The 16,682-nt window shown below is 38.8% G+C and carries 14 protein-coding genes; 3 read left to right on the top strand and 11 right to left on the bottom strand.

The genetic code is table 11. The annotated features are described in order from the left end of the window. Window positions 1-26 precede the first annotated feature (26 nt). Window positions 27-521, top strand: coding sequence for a L,D-transpeptidase family protein (locus LG336_RS01670; RefSeq protein WP_404333068.1), 495 nt, complete (start codon window positions 27-29; stop codon window positions 519-521). Window positions 522-633: 112 nt separating this feature from the next. On the opposite strand, the gene LG336_RS01665 is transcribed toward LG336_RS01670, so the two are convergent. The 3 genes from LG336_RS01665 to LG336_RS01655 form a co-directional block, all read right to left on the bottom strand. Next, window positions 634-1,317, bottom strand: a complete 684-nt coding sequence (locus tag LG336_RS01665) for a Na-translocating system protein MpsC family protein (protein WP_404330847.1) — start codon at window positions 1,315-1,317, stop codon at window positions 634-636. Between the two features lie 93 nt (window positions 1,318-1,410). Beyond that, a complete protein-coding gene (locus tag LG336_RS01660) occupies window positions 1,411-2,097 on the bottom strand; it encodes a Na-translocating system protein MpsC family protein (protein ID WP_404330846.1) in 687 nt (228 codons plus the stop codon). A gap of 273 nt (window positions 2,098-2,370) precedes the next feature. Further along, the gene (locus LG336_RS01655) at window positions 2,371-2,775 is read right to left on the bottom strand and encodes a PAS domain-containing protein (RefSeq protein ID WP_404330845.1); all 405 of its coding nucleotides are present in this window, start codon (window positions 2,773-2,775) and stop codon (window positions 2,371-2,373) included. A 414-nt stretch (window positions 2,776-3,189) separates the two neighbouring features. On the opposite strand from LG336_RS01655, the gene LG336_RS01650 reads away from it, so the two are divergent. Next, window positions 3,190-3,549: a response regulator transcription factor gene (locus LG336_RS01650; protein ID WP_404330844.1), complete on the top strand. Its 360-nt coding sequence runs from the start codon at window positions 3,190-3,192 to the stop codon at window positions 3,547-3,549. A 51-nt stretch (window positions 3,550-3,600) separates the two neighbouring features. Here LG336_RS01650 and LG336_RS01645 read toward each other — a convergent pair whose 3' ends face one another. The 6 genes from LG336_RS01645 to LG336_RS01620 all read right to left on the bottom strand — a co-directional run bounded on the left by LG336_RS01645 (window position 3,601) and on the right by LG336_RS01620 (window position 12,153). Then, entirely contained in the window at window positions 3,601-5,964 is a 2,364-nt protein-coding gene (locus LG336_RS01645) for a polyprenyl synthetase family protein (RefSeq protein WP_404330843.1), read from the bottom strand. Between the two features lie 294 nt (window positions 5,965-6,258). Further along, complete coding sequence (locus LG336_RS01640; RefSeq protein ID WP_404330842.1) at window positions 6,259-7,734, bottom strand: YdiU family protein; 1,476 nt, start codon at window positions 7,732-7,734, stop codon at window positions 6,259-6,261. 90 nt (window positions 7,735-7,824) lie between these two features. Beyond that, window positions 7,825-8,775, bottom strand: a complete 951-nt coding sequence (gene asnA / locus LG336_RS01635) for an aspartate--ammonia ligase (protein ID WP_404333067.1) — start codon at window positions 8,773-8,775, stop codon at window positions 7,825-7,827. Between the two features lie 491 nt (window positions 8,776-9,266). Beyond that, complete coding sequence (locus LG336_RS01630; RefSeq protein ID WP_404330841.1) at window positions 9,267-9,785, bottom strand: DUF1456 family protein; 519 nt, start codon at window positions 9,783-9,785, stop codon at window positions 9,267-9,269. 33 nt (window positions 9,786-9,818) lie between these two features. Beyond that, window positions 9,819-10,691 (bottom strand): hypothetical protein, encoded by an 873-nt coding sequence (locus LG336_RS01625; protein ID WP_404330840.1) that lies wholly within the window; start codon window positions 10,689-10,691, stop codon window positions 9,819-9,821. A gap of 274 nt (window positions 10,692-10,965) precedes the next feature. After that, window positions 10,966-12,153 carry an NlpC/P60 family protein gene (locus tag LG336_RS01620; protein WP_404330839.1) on the bottom strand — a complete coding sequence of 396 codons (1,188 nt, stop codon included), beginning with the start codon at window positions 12,151-12,153 and terminating at the stop codon, window positions 10,966-10,968. 244 nt (window positions 12,154-12,397) lie between these two features. Between LG336_RS01620 and LG336_RS01615 the strand changes: the two genes are divergently transcribed. After that, entirely contained in the window at window positions 12,398-14,395 is a 1,998-nt protein-coding gene (locus tag LG336_RS01615) for a S9 family peptidase (protein ID WP_404330838.1), read from the top strand. A 541-nt stretch (window positions 14,396-14,936) separates the two neighbouring features. On the opposite strand, the gene LG336_RS01610 is transcribed toward LG336_RS01615, so the two are convergent. Beyond that, window positions 14,937-15,836: a glycine betaine ABC transporter substrate-binding protein gene (locus tag LG336_RS01610; protein WP_404330837.1), complete on the bottom strand. Its 900-nt coding sequence runs from the start codon at window positions 15,834-15,836 to the stop codon at window positions 14,937-14,939. Beyond that, window positions 15,836-16,675, bottom strand: a complete 840-nt coding sequence (locus tag LG336_RS01605; RefSeq protein WP_404333066.1) for an ABC transporter permease — start codon at window positions 16,673-16,675, stop codon at window positions 15,836-15,838. The genes LG336_RS01610 and LG336_RS01605 overlap by 1 nt, the downstream gene beginning before the upstream one ends. Window positions 16,676-16,682 lie beyond the last annotated feature (7 nt).

Here is a 16,682-nt window from a genome sequence, read left to right as displayed (position 1 = left end):
ACTAAAGCCCTATGGAGGTGTTTACACTGATTCATACGGTTAAACCTGGTGAAACTCTAAATCAGATTGCAAGGGATTATCGCACACCCCTTTCCGCAATCATTAACGCCAATCCGTCGGTTAATCCAAATATTATTTATCCTGGGCAATCGATTGTCATCCCAGGGTTTCCTGACCCTACTACCCTTCCATATCGGATTGTCGTGTCCGTCAGTAATCGCTACCTTAGATTATTTAAAGATGGCGTACTTCAAAAGCAATATCCCATTGCTGTCGGAAGAATCCTTCACAATACACCAATTGGTATTTTTATTATCATCAATAAAGCCCCTAATCCCGGAGGACCTTTTGGCACGATGTGGATGAGTTTATCCAAGCAACATTATGGAATCCACGGAACGAATGACCCCAGTTCGATTGGAAAAGCAGTATCAAGAGGTTGCATCCGAATGTACAACCAAGATGTAGAGGAATTGGCTAGGACCATTCCAATCGGAACCCATGTGGTTATACAACCCTAATGAAAGTAACATTCACATGACCTTTGTATAGATTAATCCCTACACAAAAAGCCCAGTCTAAGTGTTTTAGACTGGGCTTTTTGTATCTGTTCGCCGGACATAGATGTCCCCTTCACTTGTCCAAAATAAAAGCCATCATCGACTTATCGTCTTTAAAATTCCAATCAATAAAAATATCCTTTACAGACTTTTGAAATAGAACCTCAAACCTGCCATCACGATGAAAGTATTCTTTTTCTAACTCGTCCTTAGTAAATTTCAATTCTTGCTGAAATCCTTTTGATATTAACGCTTTTTCAATTTGAACCAATATGCCTACCCGTTCAACTAAAAACACCGTAGGTGAAATCGGATATATATAGATTTGATCAGGCACTTTTTGAACGAGCATACTGATTCTTGCTATCTCCTCCTCCAAGCCAACCTTATCAACGCTGGGCTCTGGAGCTTCTTCCGAAATGCCCTCTTCTAATATAAAAATGATGATGCCTGAGTTGTTCGGAAAGTTCCAGTCATGATAATACTCGGTAACCTCCACATTAATCGAGACTTGGACAACCCCTTTTATCTCCTCTAACAGATGGTCCATAATCAAGGTTCGTGCATCGTTAACAGTCTTTTTCTGCCTCTGCTCCAATAAAATATCTTCCATCGGAGACACAAACCCACGTAAATAAGTAACCAGATACTTTCCATTTAGGTTTGTTTGACAAGATTGTGGACCTTTTCCGAATTTTTTTCTCAATAACTTACTAATATAGCTACTTATATAATCTAATTTATTTTTATCAATCATTTCCACCTTCCTTCGTTCAGATTGGTCAATGAATACATCCAATATTTCTAGTATTGACCAAAAACATCCAAACAAAAGATAAATACGTGGTAATTACCTAAAATTAAAGACAATATAGTTTTTATCTTGTTCATAGTCCCAGGTAATAAATAAATCATCAATAACGCGGTTAAACACAGTCTCAAACTGGTCTTTACGGTTTAAATAGTACGATTTCATTTCCCTTGAGTGCTCTACCAAAATATCTGTTAAACCTTGCTGAAAAAGATACCTATCCATCGATAGCAAAACACCCTTACATTCCACAATGCAGACGTTTTGATTGCACTTTACAATTTTATATTCTTCTGGGACTTTATGTACCTTCGTGCATACCTGTTCCATTAGCTTAAACAAATCCTTTTCCCTAAAAAAGAAATCGTTGGACACCCCTGACCGAATATGTCTTGGTTCAATAATAATAATTCCTTTATTCGTATCATAGTTCCAGTCATGATAAAAAGTATGAAAAGACAGATCCATCACCTTTGATGCTTCTGGAAGGAATTCCTTACAAATCAAATCGATTACAGCCGTTCGAAATTTATTAGCCAAATTCACTTGGTCATTTTCTACTAAAACTTCCTCTGCAGTTGTCATAAAACTACTTATATAAATAAAAAGTCTATTTTCTTTAAACACCACATAACAAGTTTCAGGCCCTTTTCCGAACTTGCTTTTTAATGTTTTGCTGAACTTGCTGCTAAGATAAAGCAAATCATCTTGAGTGGCACTACCCATTGTTATCCTTATCCCCCTTAAAAATAAAAAAGGCCTAACTCCTTATTTTAAAGAAGTTAGGCCACGGCTAAGACGACTATTTCTATAGTTTCTTCCATTTACCAAACAAAATATATTAAACTAACTCTTAATTCTTTAACCATTAAATTCTGCTATTCTAATGACTGCTAGACATCAGACATATTTTATCTTACCATAATTGTTTCCTAACAGCAACAAAACCGATATCCGTTCTTCTTTCCAAAGGGGATTTACTCTGGGGTTCAGCTATATTCAATTCGACTGGGGCGTCCTCAAGATGATAAAAGTTCCGAGATATTCTCCACTATAGTAGATAGGGAAAAAGGTTAGCTTTACCCATAAACTTTCATCCTTGCCGGGGTAGATTTGAGTATTAAAAGTACTCAGTGTTTCAGGGACCTTGTCTTTAAAAAACGTCTGGCTTTTATCCAACTCAGTTGCAGCAAAAAGATCTCCTATTCTCATAGAGAGCAAATCTGTAGATGAGTAACCGAGCTTATCCTTACAAAGTTTGTTCGCATAAGCAACTTTCCCTTGCAGATCTATGATTAAAAAAGCGTTCTTTTTATTGGATAAAATGAAGAATTCCTTATCTATATTTGACTCTATGTATAATTGTAAAAGATTGCTGTTTTGCTCGTCATGAGTTGTTACCATCTGATAAGGTCCTCCATTTCTTTTAAAAATAAAAAAGCCAAAGTAAGATTAGACATGGCTAACCCTTACTTTGGCTTTAATTTCTAGCATCATTCTAGAAAATCATTTCCATCTTATTAAAAATTGAGTTCATAGTTAAATAGACTGGAGCTTTTTTTCTCCTATCCACTCCTTATGATACCCTCTATTGAACAAACTTTCAACCAAGCTTACTGTATTTTCTAAAAACATCAAATTAAGGCAACATAACCGGATGGGAATACCCATAGAATCAATTAGTAAATTGTTAAAAATTGTTTACTAGACTATTACAATTTTGTTATGTTGGGAGGAGATAGTTAATTTACAACATAAACATTGTTCTTATAGGAAATATAAATGAATGGGGAAAGTTTTAAAGGGGGTAAAAATCTGTTGGAGATTCTTATTGTAGAAGACGAGGTCAGGATTAGCAATCTATTAACAATGTATTTAAAGCGGGAATCCTTCCATGTTGATGTCACTGCAAACGGAAATGAGGGATTAAACCTAGCTATGCAAAAAAACTATGATTTAATTATTTTAGATGTCTTTATGCCCGGTAAAGACGGGTTCATGGTTCTAGAAGAACTGCGAAAGCATAAAAATACCCCTGTCCTTTTTCTTTCTGCTCAGAGTGCAACAAATGATCAAAGGCGTGGTCTCGATTTAGGGGCAAGTGGGTTTATATCCAAACCATTTAGTCCTGGCGAAGTTGTTTCAAAGGTAAAAGAAATATTGTCACAAGTTAAATAGCAGAGTAACCAAGTGAGGTTGCCCTGCTATTTATTTTTATTTAAGCGGGTGTTAATAATCTCGATTTACATTATAGTTTAGTAAGTGTTTTAGAAAAGATGTTTTAAGTGGTACCTCTTTCAGTATTTCCATTCCAAGGCAGTAATGCTCCCACATTGCTTTTTTAGCACCTTCCTTGCCCATAATCGACACAAACGTAGAATTTTTATTTTCCGCATCTTTGCCGCTAGGTTTTCCGAGCAGATTCTGATCCCCTTCAACGTCAAGGAGGTCATCCTTAATTTGAAAGGCAATTCCGGCATGGTAGGAGAATTTTTTCAATGCTTCCATTTCCACTTGATTTGCTTGAGCAAGTATAGCAGGCATAATGAGGGAGGCTTCAAACGCAATCCCAGTTTTATAGAAACACATGGTATTTAATTGTTCTAGCGTCAAACTTTTACCTTTTGATTCGAGGTCCATCACCTGGCCGTTACATATTTTCGTCGTTATTTGTGCAGAGTATTGAACAAGTTTTAGAACCGTTTTCGAATCAAACTGTTCAAGTGAGGCTTGTTCTTCTACTGCCTTTTGCGTTAAGAACAGGCCGGTTAATTCAGCGATGGCAATATTATAGACTTGATGAAGCGTTTGACGTCCTCTGCGGGTAGATGCGTTATCCTGTGATGGCAGGTCATCAAAGATTAATGAGGCCGTATGCATATATTCCAACGATCTTAAAAGTGGAGCAATAGCTGACTTTTCTAGCCCATAATGGTTGATGCCTATCACCCATGTCATAATGGGCCTTAAGCGTTTCCCATCGCCCATTAAACTATAATTTGCTGCATCAATGATGGGTTCTTCTAATAGAGTATGTGTCCCGGTTTTTGCAATCCCTAAAAGATTATTAACTTGATGACGAACAGTTTTAATTGTATCTAAGAAGTGCTCCTGCTCGCTTCGGTCGTTTCTAAGAGTGGTAATGATTTGGTCCCGAAGGAGCTTATCAAAGAAATCCACATCATCACCTTTTCGGACCATCTGCTGGATAATATAATTGAATTCCGGATTCCCTGAAGCGAAAAGGTCCATCACTTCGTTGTACTTTTTGGTTCCTAACCGCTCTTTGAAGCGTTTAAGCCCATTTATTGCACGAGTTAATATGATTTCCCTCGTTTTATAATTGGAATGATATACGTTATGAATGAGATAAGATATAACTGTCCAATAAAGCTCGAACGGATTAATAAGATCCGGCCGAGTTTCATGATGTTTTAGATAATACGTATAAGGTGTTACCGCTCCCTCTTTGAAATCATCAAACATATCAGCAAAGTCATCAGCAAGTTGGTTGTAAATCCCATAAAAGAAGGTCCGCTTGTCAAAGCCTTCATCCTCAGATGCTCCAATCACAGAACGAACAATCAATCGTGAAGAGGCAGATTTTAAAATCACCGGTATAAAAATCTCTTCATTACTGTAATGATCCTTGGATAATTTCTTGTTTCGATCTACTTCTTGTGAATGAAAAAAAATATAAGATTGCTCATAAAAGGATTTCAATGTTTCTTGAGGCTGATTGGAGCGTATGTATTCAAAGGCTTCTCGGAGTTCTAAATGGATAAACCTAATTAGGTCTGCGTTCTTCCCAGTCCACACACCCAATTTTGGCACAGTCCCTGTAATTAGAGTCGACCTAATTAAGTCCGTATACTTTCTCTCTTCATCTTCCGATAGGACCTTGGCATCCAAAAGGTCGTCGATAAAGGGATAGGTCAACCCATAGGAATATCCTAGCCTAACCGCTCTTTCCAGTTTCATCCTTCGTTTTTCGAGTGAAGTTTCACCCTCAAGTTCTTCGTACACATGCATGATGACTCCGGCAATAATTTTGATTAATTTCCGCTGGGCATGTTCAGCGTCCATCTCCTCGGGAATCATCCTCGTAACACTTTTTAATTTGCTAACAAGCCAAATGACCGTGGATTCAATGTCTTCCTTTTGAGCCCACCTGTACAACTCCGCCATGTTAAAGCTTTTATTCCCACGGTCGTTGGTTAAGTGTTTTTTCAAATAAGCTACTTTCCGTTGAACTTTAGTCTGTGTGTCAGCTGATTCCAAGGATTTACCTAAGTCTCGCATATAAATATAGGATATACTTCTATCCAGATAGGGTTCGAGTTTACCTCTGTAATCTAGCCATTGGATATATTGATTATATTCCTTAGACGTAGGGTTTCCCTTTCTACGCGAAAACAAGGATAGTAATGGATGACGGATATGGTTTTTCTTCCATGATTGAAAATCCTCTGTCAGTGTATCGACATACTTTTTTTCCTTTACCTGGGTCTGTAGCGTCCTAAAATATTCAGCAGCCCTCTGCTCCGCTAACTGATAGCATGCATCTGCATTGTTCATTATCTCCTCATTCATACTATCCACCCTCTACCCCTACTAAAAATGTCCTCGTCCAAACTGTTCTATAGTCCAACTAATTTAAGTGATACTCTATCAAAACAGTATCAACATTTATTACATTAGCAATTTAACCATAATTTTATGCTATTTGCCCTATATTTAGGTCATTTATTACCTAACAATAACATATGTAATACTTCATCTAGTACAATTCTAACTATGTCCCCTACTCTCCTCTTTAAATACCCTATTTTTCACAATAAAAGCAGGGACTCTATGATTGAATCCCTGCTTACTTTTAGGTCTATTTTAAGTTCCACAAAATGTTCGGTATGGTCTTGCCGAAGGTGCAGGCAAGGTACAATATTCATCCATATCAGGCGTTGGCTCATAGGGACTTGAAAGAACCTTAAGAAGCTTCTCCATGACATGATAATCTCCATCGTTCACGGCCGCTTCAAGTGCCTCTTCTACCTTATGATTACGCGGAATAACCACTGGGTTATTGCTCCGCATTAACTGTCGGACAGCTTCTTCCGATTCCTCCTGTCTACTCAAACTTTCCTGCCAGCGCTGGTTCCATTGAGTAAATTCCTCGGATTGAAAAAGACTCGAAGGTTCCTTCTGATCATAAGTTAAAGCTCGGAACGTATTCGTAAAGTCGGCACGATGTTTTTCCATCATACTAAGAAGGTTTTCGATTAAGGCTTCATCTTCTGGTTTCTCATGAATAAGACCTAGTTTCGCTCTCATCCCCTTGAACCAGTTTCTACGATATTGTTCAGGGTATTCTGAGATTGAATCCTGGGCCAGTTTGACAGCCTCTTCCTCATTGTCATGCAATAGCGGGATGAGTGTTTCAGCAAATCGCGCAAGATTCCAACCACCAATAGCTGGTTGATTGCCATAAGCATAGCGACCTTGAGTATCAATCGAACTGAATACCGTTTTCGGGTCATACTCATTCATAAAAGCGCAAGGACCATAATCAATGGTTTCACCGCTTATCGTCATGTTATCGGTATTCATCACGCCATGGATAAAACCGACCAGTTGCCATTTTGAAATCAGCTGTGCCTGTCGCTTAATGACTTCTTGTAGAAACCTCAGGTATCGATGTTCATCCTTTTTGATTTCTGGATAATGGCGATCTATCGTATAATCCGCGAGAGCTTTAAGGTCTTCACCATTGTCCTCTCCACCTTTTCCAGCAGCATATTGGAAGGTCCCGACGCGGAGATGACTAGCGGCGACACGGGTCAAAATAGCCCCAGGGAGTTGAGTCTCACGTTGCACCAGCTCTCCAGTTGACACCACCGCTAGACTTCGCGTAGTCGGAATTCCCAGCGCATGCATGGCTTCACTGATGATATATTCACGAAGCATTGGTCCAAGGGTCGCTCGACCATCGCCTCCTCGTGAGTATGGTGTTCTGCCTGAGCCTTTTAGCTGGATATCCACTCGTTCTCCCTTGGGAGTAATCTGCTCGCCAAGGAGAATTGCGCGACCATCGCCCAACATATTGATATGCCCGAACTGATGACCTGCATAGGCTTGGGCAAGAGGGGCAGAGTTCTCTGGAACCTGGTTTCCAGCAAAAACTTCAACGCCTGCTTCACCTTGTAATATCTGAACGTTTAGCCCTAAAGACTTTGCTAACGATTCATTAAACATAATGAGTTCTGGTGAGCGAACAGGCGTCGGGTTCTGGCGAGTGTAGAAGGGTTGTGGTAGTCGAGTATAACTATTATCAAAATTCCATCCTGGTTCATTATTGGTTGTCATTGTATCTCCTTTTCTACTTTGACTCTAAGGTAGTTGTGTGTATTCTTTTACTATTCGATATCAACGCACAAGACCCTTTTAGTTTTCCCTTTATAAAAGCTGAATATTTGCGTCTTTACATTCTTTAAGGATTTCTTCATTCCAAACAGACACATGAACTTCCCCAATATGAGCCTTTTGAAGAAAGAACATACATAATCTTGATTGGCCGATTCCCCCGCCAATTGTAAACGGAAGCTTACCTCGTAAAATGGCTTGGTGATAGGCTAATTCCTTACGTTCTTCACAATTTGACTCTCTGAGTTGCTTTAACAATGCCTTTTTATCCACTCTTATACCCATTGAAGATAATTCGAATGCTCTTTCAAGTGTAGAAAACCATACGATGATATCTCCGTTTAATGACCAATCATCATAATCTGGAGAACGTCCGTCATGCTTTTCTCCTGAATTCAACATGCCTCCAATTTGCATAAGAAAAACAGCTCCATGTTTCTTCGCTATTTTATCTTCTCTTTCTTTAGGAGTAAGGGAAGGATACATGGTTTCAAGCTCTTGAGAGGTAATGAAGTGAATCGATTTTGGTAGTACTGGTTGAAGGGATGGATACAATCGGTGTACATATTGTTCAGTAGCTATTAAGGCTTTATATATTTTTTCTACCTCTGTTTTCAATGTCTCAACTGTACGGTCCTGCTGTGCTATGACTTTTTCCCAATCCCATTGATCCACAAACATGGAATGCAGGTTATCGAGGATTTCATCCCTCCTGATTGCCTTCATATCTGTATACAAGCCTGTTCCAACTGGAAACTGATATTTGGCAAGAGCACTCCTTTTCCATTTTGCAAGCGATTGGACAATTTCTAGTTTCTCATTTTTCACGTCTAACGCATCGAAGGACACGACACGCTCGATTCCATTCAGATTATCATTAAGCCCTGTTCCCTCTTGTAAAAATAATGGAGCAGAAACTCGAACTAACTTTAACACTTCAGATAATTTACTTTCAAAATAATCCTTTACCTGTTTAATGGCCATTTCTGTTTCCACTAAACCCAACTTGGATTTGTAAGCAATCGGGGTAATCTGTTTCGACACTCGCTTCACCTCTTCGTTTTAGGCTCTTTTCTCAAACCTTGTTCCGTTTTAAGATGATACTAGTTGTTGGGGCTATCTTGCAGGAACCAGCTAACAATTATGAGAAAAGGGCTTGCAAACTTACTTTTACCTTACAAAAAAAGCTTTTCGCACGTTAAAATCGGCTTTAGGTAGTAAAAATCGACTTTAAGATTTTTACAATTTTACCAACAATCATTACGAAAACAGCCTTGTTATATAACTGAACATTGTAATTTATGGTTAAAACACCTAAATCGTTCAATTTTTGGGCGGAAGGATTTTGGCTTCTGTCACAACTGTGGCACTAGGGAGTTGGTCGAAAACAAACCAAAACCCAGTCAGAAACTGGGTCGATTTATTTTTATAAATGGAATGGGTTCTTAGAAATTTAGTCACCTAAAGGAGCATCCTTATCCCCTATATCTTATTGCTAATCCCTTCAAGAAATTCCTGGCATATTTATCGCCGCACTCTTTATAATTCTTATGTCCTTTTTTTCTTAAAATTGCGCTTAACTCACCTTTGGTGATTGTAACTCCCGCTGCGGCTAAAATATCAATCATTTCCTCGCTCGTTAAGGCCAATGCAATTTTCACCTTTTTGAGAAGGATATTGTTCACACTTTCACTCGAAAATGCTGGTCGTTCAGGTTGCCCTGGCTTGGGATCTTGTTTCCCTCTTTTAAAGGTAATAAGACCATTTAAGAAAGACTCAAACATCCGATTATTGCATTTTATTATGTCCTCATTTTCAGCTATATCTTCATCATTGTCTTCTTCATAATCGTAGCTGTCCGCTGATTTAGTAAGAATCTTTAACACTTCTTCTTTTGTTACTTCAACGCCACCAAGTTTAAAGATTTCAACCATATCTTTATTCTTAATATCCAGAGCATATCTTAAACGAATCAATATATCATTATTCTCCATGTTTAATCCTCCTAAGCGGGACACGGCCTGTCCCTATAAATAGCATAAAATCGATTTTTCAATCCAGTAAGTAAACACAGTATTCGGTGTTTGTTTTTCATATTTTCTCATTTTTAAGTACATGTCGATTCCATCAGAAACATCATGCCACAAATCGGTAAACACAAAATCATAATTTCCCTTAGACATGTGGTTTTGTGCATATTCAAAAGCATCCGCTTTGATAGTCTTAATCTTTTGAGCATTTTCAAATTGTGGCAACACGTACTGGGTAAATAAATGGATTACATCTTCATTGGCCTCAACTATTGTGACGCTTTCAACGTTAGCCTTTTCAGAGACCATATAGGCATAATAACCGAGACCTAGTCCATAAGTTAGAACATGACCAAAAGCTTGCTCAACCGGTTCTTTCATCGTTTCGATTTCATTCGGTGTAATGGTCATCCAGATTCTGTCCTCTTCTAACACCGCCGGAAACTTAAATTCCGTCTGAAAAAATCCTATTTGCGGAATCTGTCTCCCCTCTATTGTTTGGATAATATCATTGCAAACAAACCCTTCGAAGGGTTTATACTTTTCATACTTTAGTTCACTTTTCCCAATTTTAATAGTGGGGATCGTGATGTTTTGATAATACGGATTGTCGTAATATTCCTTTTCATCAAGATGATGAATCATTTTGGTAAAATATCGGTTGTAAAAGGTTTTATCATCTTCACTATCAATGATGTCAAGTCCAAAAGCAGCAGCTAAGATTACCCCAAATGCATGTTCATACGATACACCATATTGAACAATTTCACCAATTTCTTCTTTGTCAACAAAGTCAGGTGCATTGTTTAAGTAATGACTTAACAAAGCAAATACTTTGTAATTATCCTCTTTTATTTTATTCCGGTCCATTTTTTCACCTGTTTTTTAAATATTTTATTATGGCGCCTCTAGCCTTAAGTATAATCATTTTTAACTCTTTTAAATTCCATAGCTAATCATTGTTTTAAAAAGGGTAGGTTTTTCATGTGTTTCTTTTCGTAACTAACAATACCGAAAAAAGTAAAAGGACTCTGAAATCGCAAAGTATTTTTGCGACCTCAGAGCCTTTTTTAGCTTTACACGAGCGAGCAAATATAGAAATTTTATCCTTTGGTAATTGGCTTTTACGAGTAGAATATTGACCTTAACGCAATACTCTAGCAGCACTAGAAAACTTAGATGGATTATATGAAGCAATTTTTACAACATCGCCCGTTTGCGGCGCATGGATATATTGTCCCCCGCCAATATAGATTCCGACATGATAGGCAGGAGATCCATTGAATACTAAATCTCCGGGTTGAACTTGACTAGGAGAAATTCTTGTCCCCGCATTTTGCTGATCACGTGATACTCTCGGTAAACTAGTGCCAACTGAATTGCGATACACATATTGTACAAACCCAGAACAATCAAATCCCTTTGGGCTTGACCCACCCCAAACATAAGGAACACCCAAGAATTGCTTTGCATAAGCAATCACCTGACTTGCCGAGTCGGAGTTTGTTGGTTTGACCGCAGCAACAGATGTCGTTGAGACTGAATTGGTAGTGTTACTTTCTGAAGATGCCGGTTGAGATTGTTGTTGGACTTGCTGTGTTTGTTGTGTTTGTGTTTGTTGTGTTTGTGTTTGTTGTGCTTCTAGCGCTTGTTGAGCCTCTAAAGCCTGTTGCGCTTCGAGAGCTTGTTGTGCAAGTTTAGCCTCTTGCGTTTGTAATAATTTCTCCGTATCCGCTAATTCTTTCTCAATTTTCTTTTTGTCTTCTTCAATACTTCTTTGTTCAGACGCTAATTCATCTTGACTCTTTTCTAGTTGTTCAAGTTCTTTAAGTAATTGACCCTCAGCAGCTTCAAATGCTTCCTGTTTTTCCTTTAAACCACTCATTAAATCTGTGTCACTTTGAATTATTTGCGAAATGGCTGTAAAACGAGTGAAAAACTCAGAAAGACTGCCTGATGATAACAAGACTTCTGCGTAAGCAACCATTGACGTTTGCCCATCCAACTGTAGGCTTGTTAGTCGTTCAGCAAGAATTTGTTCATGAGAAGCTAGATCCTTTTTTGACTTTTCAATCTCTGCCTCTGCTTCAACTATTTTGCCTTGCTGTTCTTTAATTTGATCGTTTAACTTTTGACTTTTATCCATTGAAACAATGATTCGGTCGTCTAATTGTTGAATCTTAGTTTCGAATTCTTGGATTTTCCCTTGTGTGTTAGTTATTTGTTCTTGTGTCACTTGTGAAGCGTCCGGAGTGGCAAAAGCTGGAGTGGCATGAATCATTGTGGCGAGAATAGCTGCTGAAACCGTATATTTAATAAGTTTTTTTATCATGATATTGTCTCCTCTTGTTTCCTATCATTCTATAAAATTCCATATTCCTAGTTTATCTTCCTAGTAGCCTAAAAAACAATGAAAGAGTCGATAATGTAATATAATTGTAACTTTATGTAGAATTTTACGAGAAGGTTACAAAAAGATTATGATGGCAATGGATTCCTAATAGATAAAACCTCACTTACTTCGGCTACCGAAGTGTTAAGATAATCATAAAAGGATGTACAAGGAGGAAGAAGACATGACAAAACGTCCAATTACGCCAGAAGATTTATACCATTTTAAGTTCGTAGGAGATCCTCAGGTTGCACCTACTAAAGACAAAGCCGCCTATGTCTTAACTCATATAGATAAAGAAAAGGATGGATACACTTCTTCTATCTATGTAACCGATTTAAAAGATTCAGGGAGACAGTTTACCTCGTATTATTCAAAGGATCGTATCGTAAAAGATACTTCTCCAAAGTGGTCACCAGATGGAAGCCTACTTGCCTTCCTTTCAAACCGTAGTGGTAAAAATCAAATCTGGCTTTTACATAACAATGGCGGTGAGGCCGTTCAATTAACAGACGTAAAGCAAGGAGTTGGTGACTTTGTCTGGTCTCCAGACGGAAAACAGCTCGCTCTGACGATTACCGGCGAATTAAAACTACCTTCTGATAAGGATGAGAATCAGAAGGAGGAAAAAAGTGACGTTAAGGTCATCTCTAGACTTCGTTATAAAGGAGACGGAGTTGGTATTTATAACGCTGATCGCAAGCATTTATACTTATTCGACCTTGAGACAAAGTCGTATATGAAAATAACTGAAGGAGACCATGATTTTTCACAAGCTTGTTTCTCTCCTGATGGACAAAGTCTATTCTACGTTGGGACAAAAGCCGAAGACAAAGAGTGGGGCTACCTTCCCGCGATTTGGAAATATAATATTACCGCAAAGGTAGAAACCTTGTTTTATCAAGGAAAAGGATATATTTTCGCCCCTTCCGTCTCACCAGACGGGAAATGGCTGGCCTTCGCAGGTCATACTAGGGGTGAAAGACAGCAAGGAAATACAAATGTCCTTCTCCTTTCGATAGAAACAGAGAAGCAGATGAACTTAACAGAAGGCTTTGATTACACAGTCGGCAATCTGGTTGGAGTGGATGCGAAGTATGACACGGGGGAAGAGAGACTCATTTGGGACTCTTCTAGCAGCTATCTTTATTTTACGGCAACGGTTGGCGGTGATTGTCAATTATTCAAAGTAGATTTAGAAGGTCAGGTTTCGAAAGCCCTATCTCCTTCCGTCGCATCGGTTACTTCTTTTAGTCTCATAAATGATCATCAAGCTGTCCTGGTTCTAGCTACACCCCATTCCACAGGAGATTTAGTAACACATGACCTAACCAATAAGAAAAAGGTTGTGTCGATAACGGATTGGAATCAAGAGCTTTATAAAGAGGTTCATTTATCTACTCCTGAAAATTTCCACTACAAGAGTACGGACGGTCAGGAAATTGAGGGCTGGATTTTAAAACCTCTTGGCTTTGAGGATGGTAAAAAATACCCAATGATTCTTCAAATCCATGGTGGGCCTGCAACGGCATATGGCAATGGCTTACACCATGAAATGCAAGTAATGGCCTCTAAAGGCTATGCTGTTCTTTATACAAATCCTCGAGGAAGCCAAGGTTATGGTCATGATTTTGTAAATGCTGTAATCGGTGATTATGGTGGCATGGATTATGAGGATATCATGGCTGGTGTCGATTATTCATTGAAAACCTTCCCCTATATTGATCACAATCAATTATTTGTTACTGGAGGAAGTTACGGCGGCTATATGACCAATGTCATCGTTACTCGTACAAACCGTTTTAAAGCAGCCGTTACCCAGCGTAGTATATGTAACTGGCATAGCTTTTACGGAACTAGTGATATCGGGTTCTATTTCACAGACTGGCAACATGGACATGCTGATTTGTGGGAGGATGCAGAGAGGTTATTACAGCTTTCCCCTCTCCACCATGCTCGGAATGTGAAAACACCGACGCTCATCCTACACAGTGAAGAAGACTTACGCTGTCCAATGGAACAGGCGGAGCAATGGTATGTTGCCCTGAAGCGTTTAGGTGTAGAAACAAAGCTAGTTCGCTTCCCAGATGAAAACCATAACCTGTCACGCTCAGGTAAGCCGAAGCATCGTATAGAACGCTTAGAACATTTAATTGGTTGGTTTGATGAACGATTGAGTTAGAAAAAACATTTAAGCCTAAAATAAGCAGGGCAACCAGATTGGAATTTGCCCTATTCTTAACGTTATTCCTGCTTGTCCTCTTTGACACTACAATAATAGACGGAAAAATTCCGCTTAATTAGTAGCTTGCATTGAAAATACCATAAATAAAGGGAGAGATTCCGGTTATTTAACTAGAAACACATAAAAATAGGGTGTTTTTGTTTACTTAACGGGAAAAGCTCCCCTTATATCCAATGAAACGAACCCAAAACTGCAATTAACGGAAAAACCTCCGCTTATTTTAGTATTGCTAGTTAATCAAGTAAGGACAAGCCTTCTTATTTAAAATATCTTTCTTCAAACTTTGTTGCCTCTTGAATGAAAATAGGCGGAACTAAGCTTGGTTTCACTACAAAGTAGCCCCTTTAATCATAAGAAAAATGCATACAACCTTCCTATAACACACGTATAAAGCAGCTTATCTTTCGTTAAAACAGGCTGCACAGTTAAAAAGAAGCAGAACCCAATAGGATCCGCTTCTTTTTTTCGGTTTAGTTATTTATTCTTTTAAATCTTCAATTGAGTCAATATCCATATAAGCAGGTACGACTAAACCTAGCTTCGTTCCAGTAAGGTTTGCGCCTAAGTCTTCAAACTTACCTTCGTATTCAGCATAATATTCAGCGTGTGTTGTTGGCAACCATGCTCCTACCAATGCATCACCGCTTCCGTCTGCCACACCAGCCCACATTGGACCTGCATCAACCTGAATTAAGTTTACATCGTAGCCAACACTCTCAAGTGCACTTTCAACGACGTGTGAGCTTGCAATTACGTCATCCCATGCTACATAAAGAATCTTTATCTCTTCACCGTCAGCCTCGTTAACACCCTCAGTCCAAGTGTTAACCAACTCTTCATTTTCGCTTACCCATTGTGCTGCGGCATCAGCAGGTTCACTACCTTCTTGAATCATATTCATAACTGTTTCTAAATGTTCTGGTTCCCAGTTAAACTGATCAAGAAGCTTATAAGCATCAGGATGGTCATCCTTTAACCCTAAACGTACAATCGTGTTAACATCTTCAGCTCCACCATAAATCCCTTTTGGATCCTCTAGATATTTTAAGTCATAGCTTGCAAACTTCCAGTGTGGGCTCCATCCAGTTACAATGATTGGCTCCTCTTTATCATATGCTTTTTTCAAAGCTGCTGCCATTGCAGAGCCTGACCCCTCTACTACTTCCCAGTCATCTAATTCATATCCAGGTAAAACATCGTTGATTGTTAAATTCATTAATCCAGCACCTGGATCAATTCCAATAATTTTGTAATCAACCTGTTCTCCTACTGATTTAGTTGAACCTTCTGAATCTGAAGACGTTTCATTTCCTCCGCAAGCAGCTAAACCTAGCGTTAGTGCTAACGCCGAAGTAATTCCTACGATTTTTTTTAACATTACACAGTTCCCCCTTGTTTTTTCTTTCCTATATTTTGAGTGATGCGGTCTAGTAAAATCGCAATAACAACGATGGCCAAACCAGCCTCAAATCCGACACCTGTTTTAATTTGTGTAACGGCACGGTAGACCTCTGTACCGAGCCCTGGAGCCCCAACCATCGAGGCGATAACGACCATTGATAAAGCTAGCATGATACTTTGGTTAATCCCTGCCATGATTGTTGGCATCGCTAGTGGTAGTTGCACCTTTAAAAGCTTTTGCTTGGTGGTGGAGCCAAATGCTTCTGTTGCCTCAATTAGGTCTGCTGGTACTTGCTTAATTCCAAGTATCGTTAAACGAATGGTTGGCGGCATTGCAAAAATAACGGATGCAATAACCCCTGGTACCACTCCTATACTAAAGAAGAAGATTGCAGGTAATAAGTAAACAAAAGCTGGCATCGTTTGCATCAAATCAAGTATCGGTGTAACTACTTTTCTTACTCTTTCACTTTGTGATGCCCATATGCCCATTGGAATCCCTATCACGATGGATATCAGTACCGACGTTAATACAAGAGCTACCGTTTCTAACATTTCTTCCCAGTAACCTAAGTTATCAATTAGAAATAACCCTAGTAAGGCAAATAAACCAATTTTCCAATCACAAATCTTCCAAGCTAGTAAACTCATAATTATGATTAATAAAATAGAAGGGATAAAGCCTAAACCTGAAACGATTCCTTCAACAAAAAATCCAACCCCATTAGAAATACCGTCAAACAAGCCTTCAAACGTCGCAGTCATCCAATCAACTAAAGCATCGATCCAGTTTGCTATGGGGAGCTTCGGTAACATTCCTTCC

This window comes from Mesobacillus maritimus (genome assembly GCF_044803185.1).
Classification (GTDB): Bacteria; Bacillota; Bacilli; order Bacillales; family Cytobacillaceae; genus Mesobacillus_B; species Mesobacillus_B maritimus_B.
Note: the sequence above shows the minus strand (reverse complement) of the source record. Positions and strands in the feature narration are given on the sequence as shown.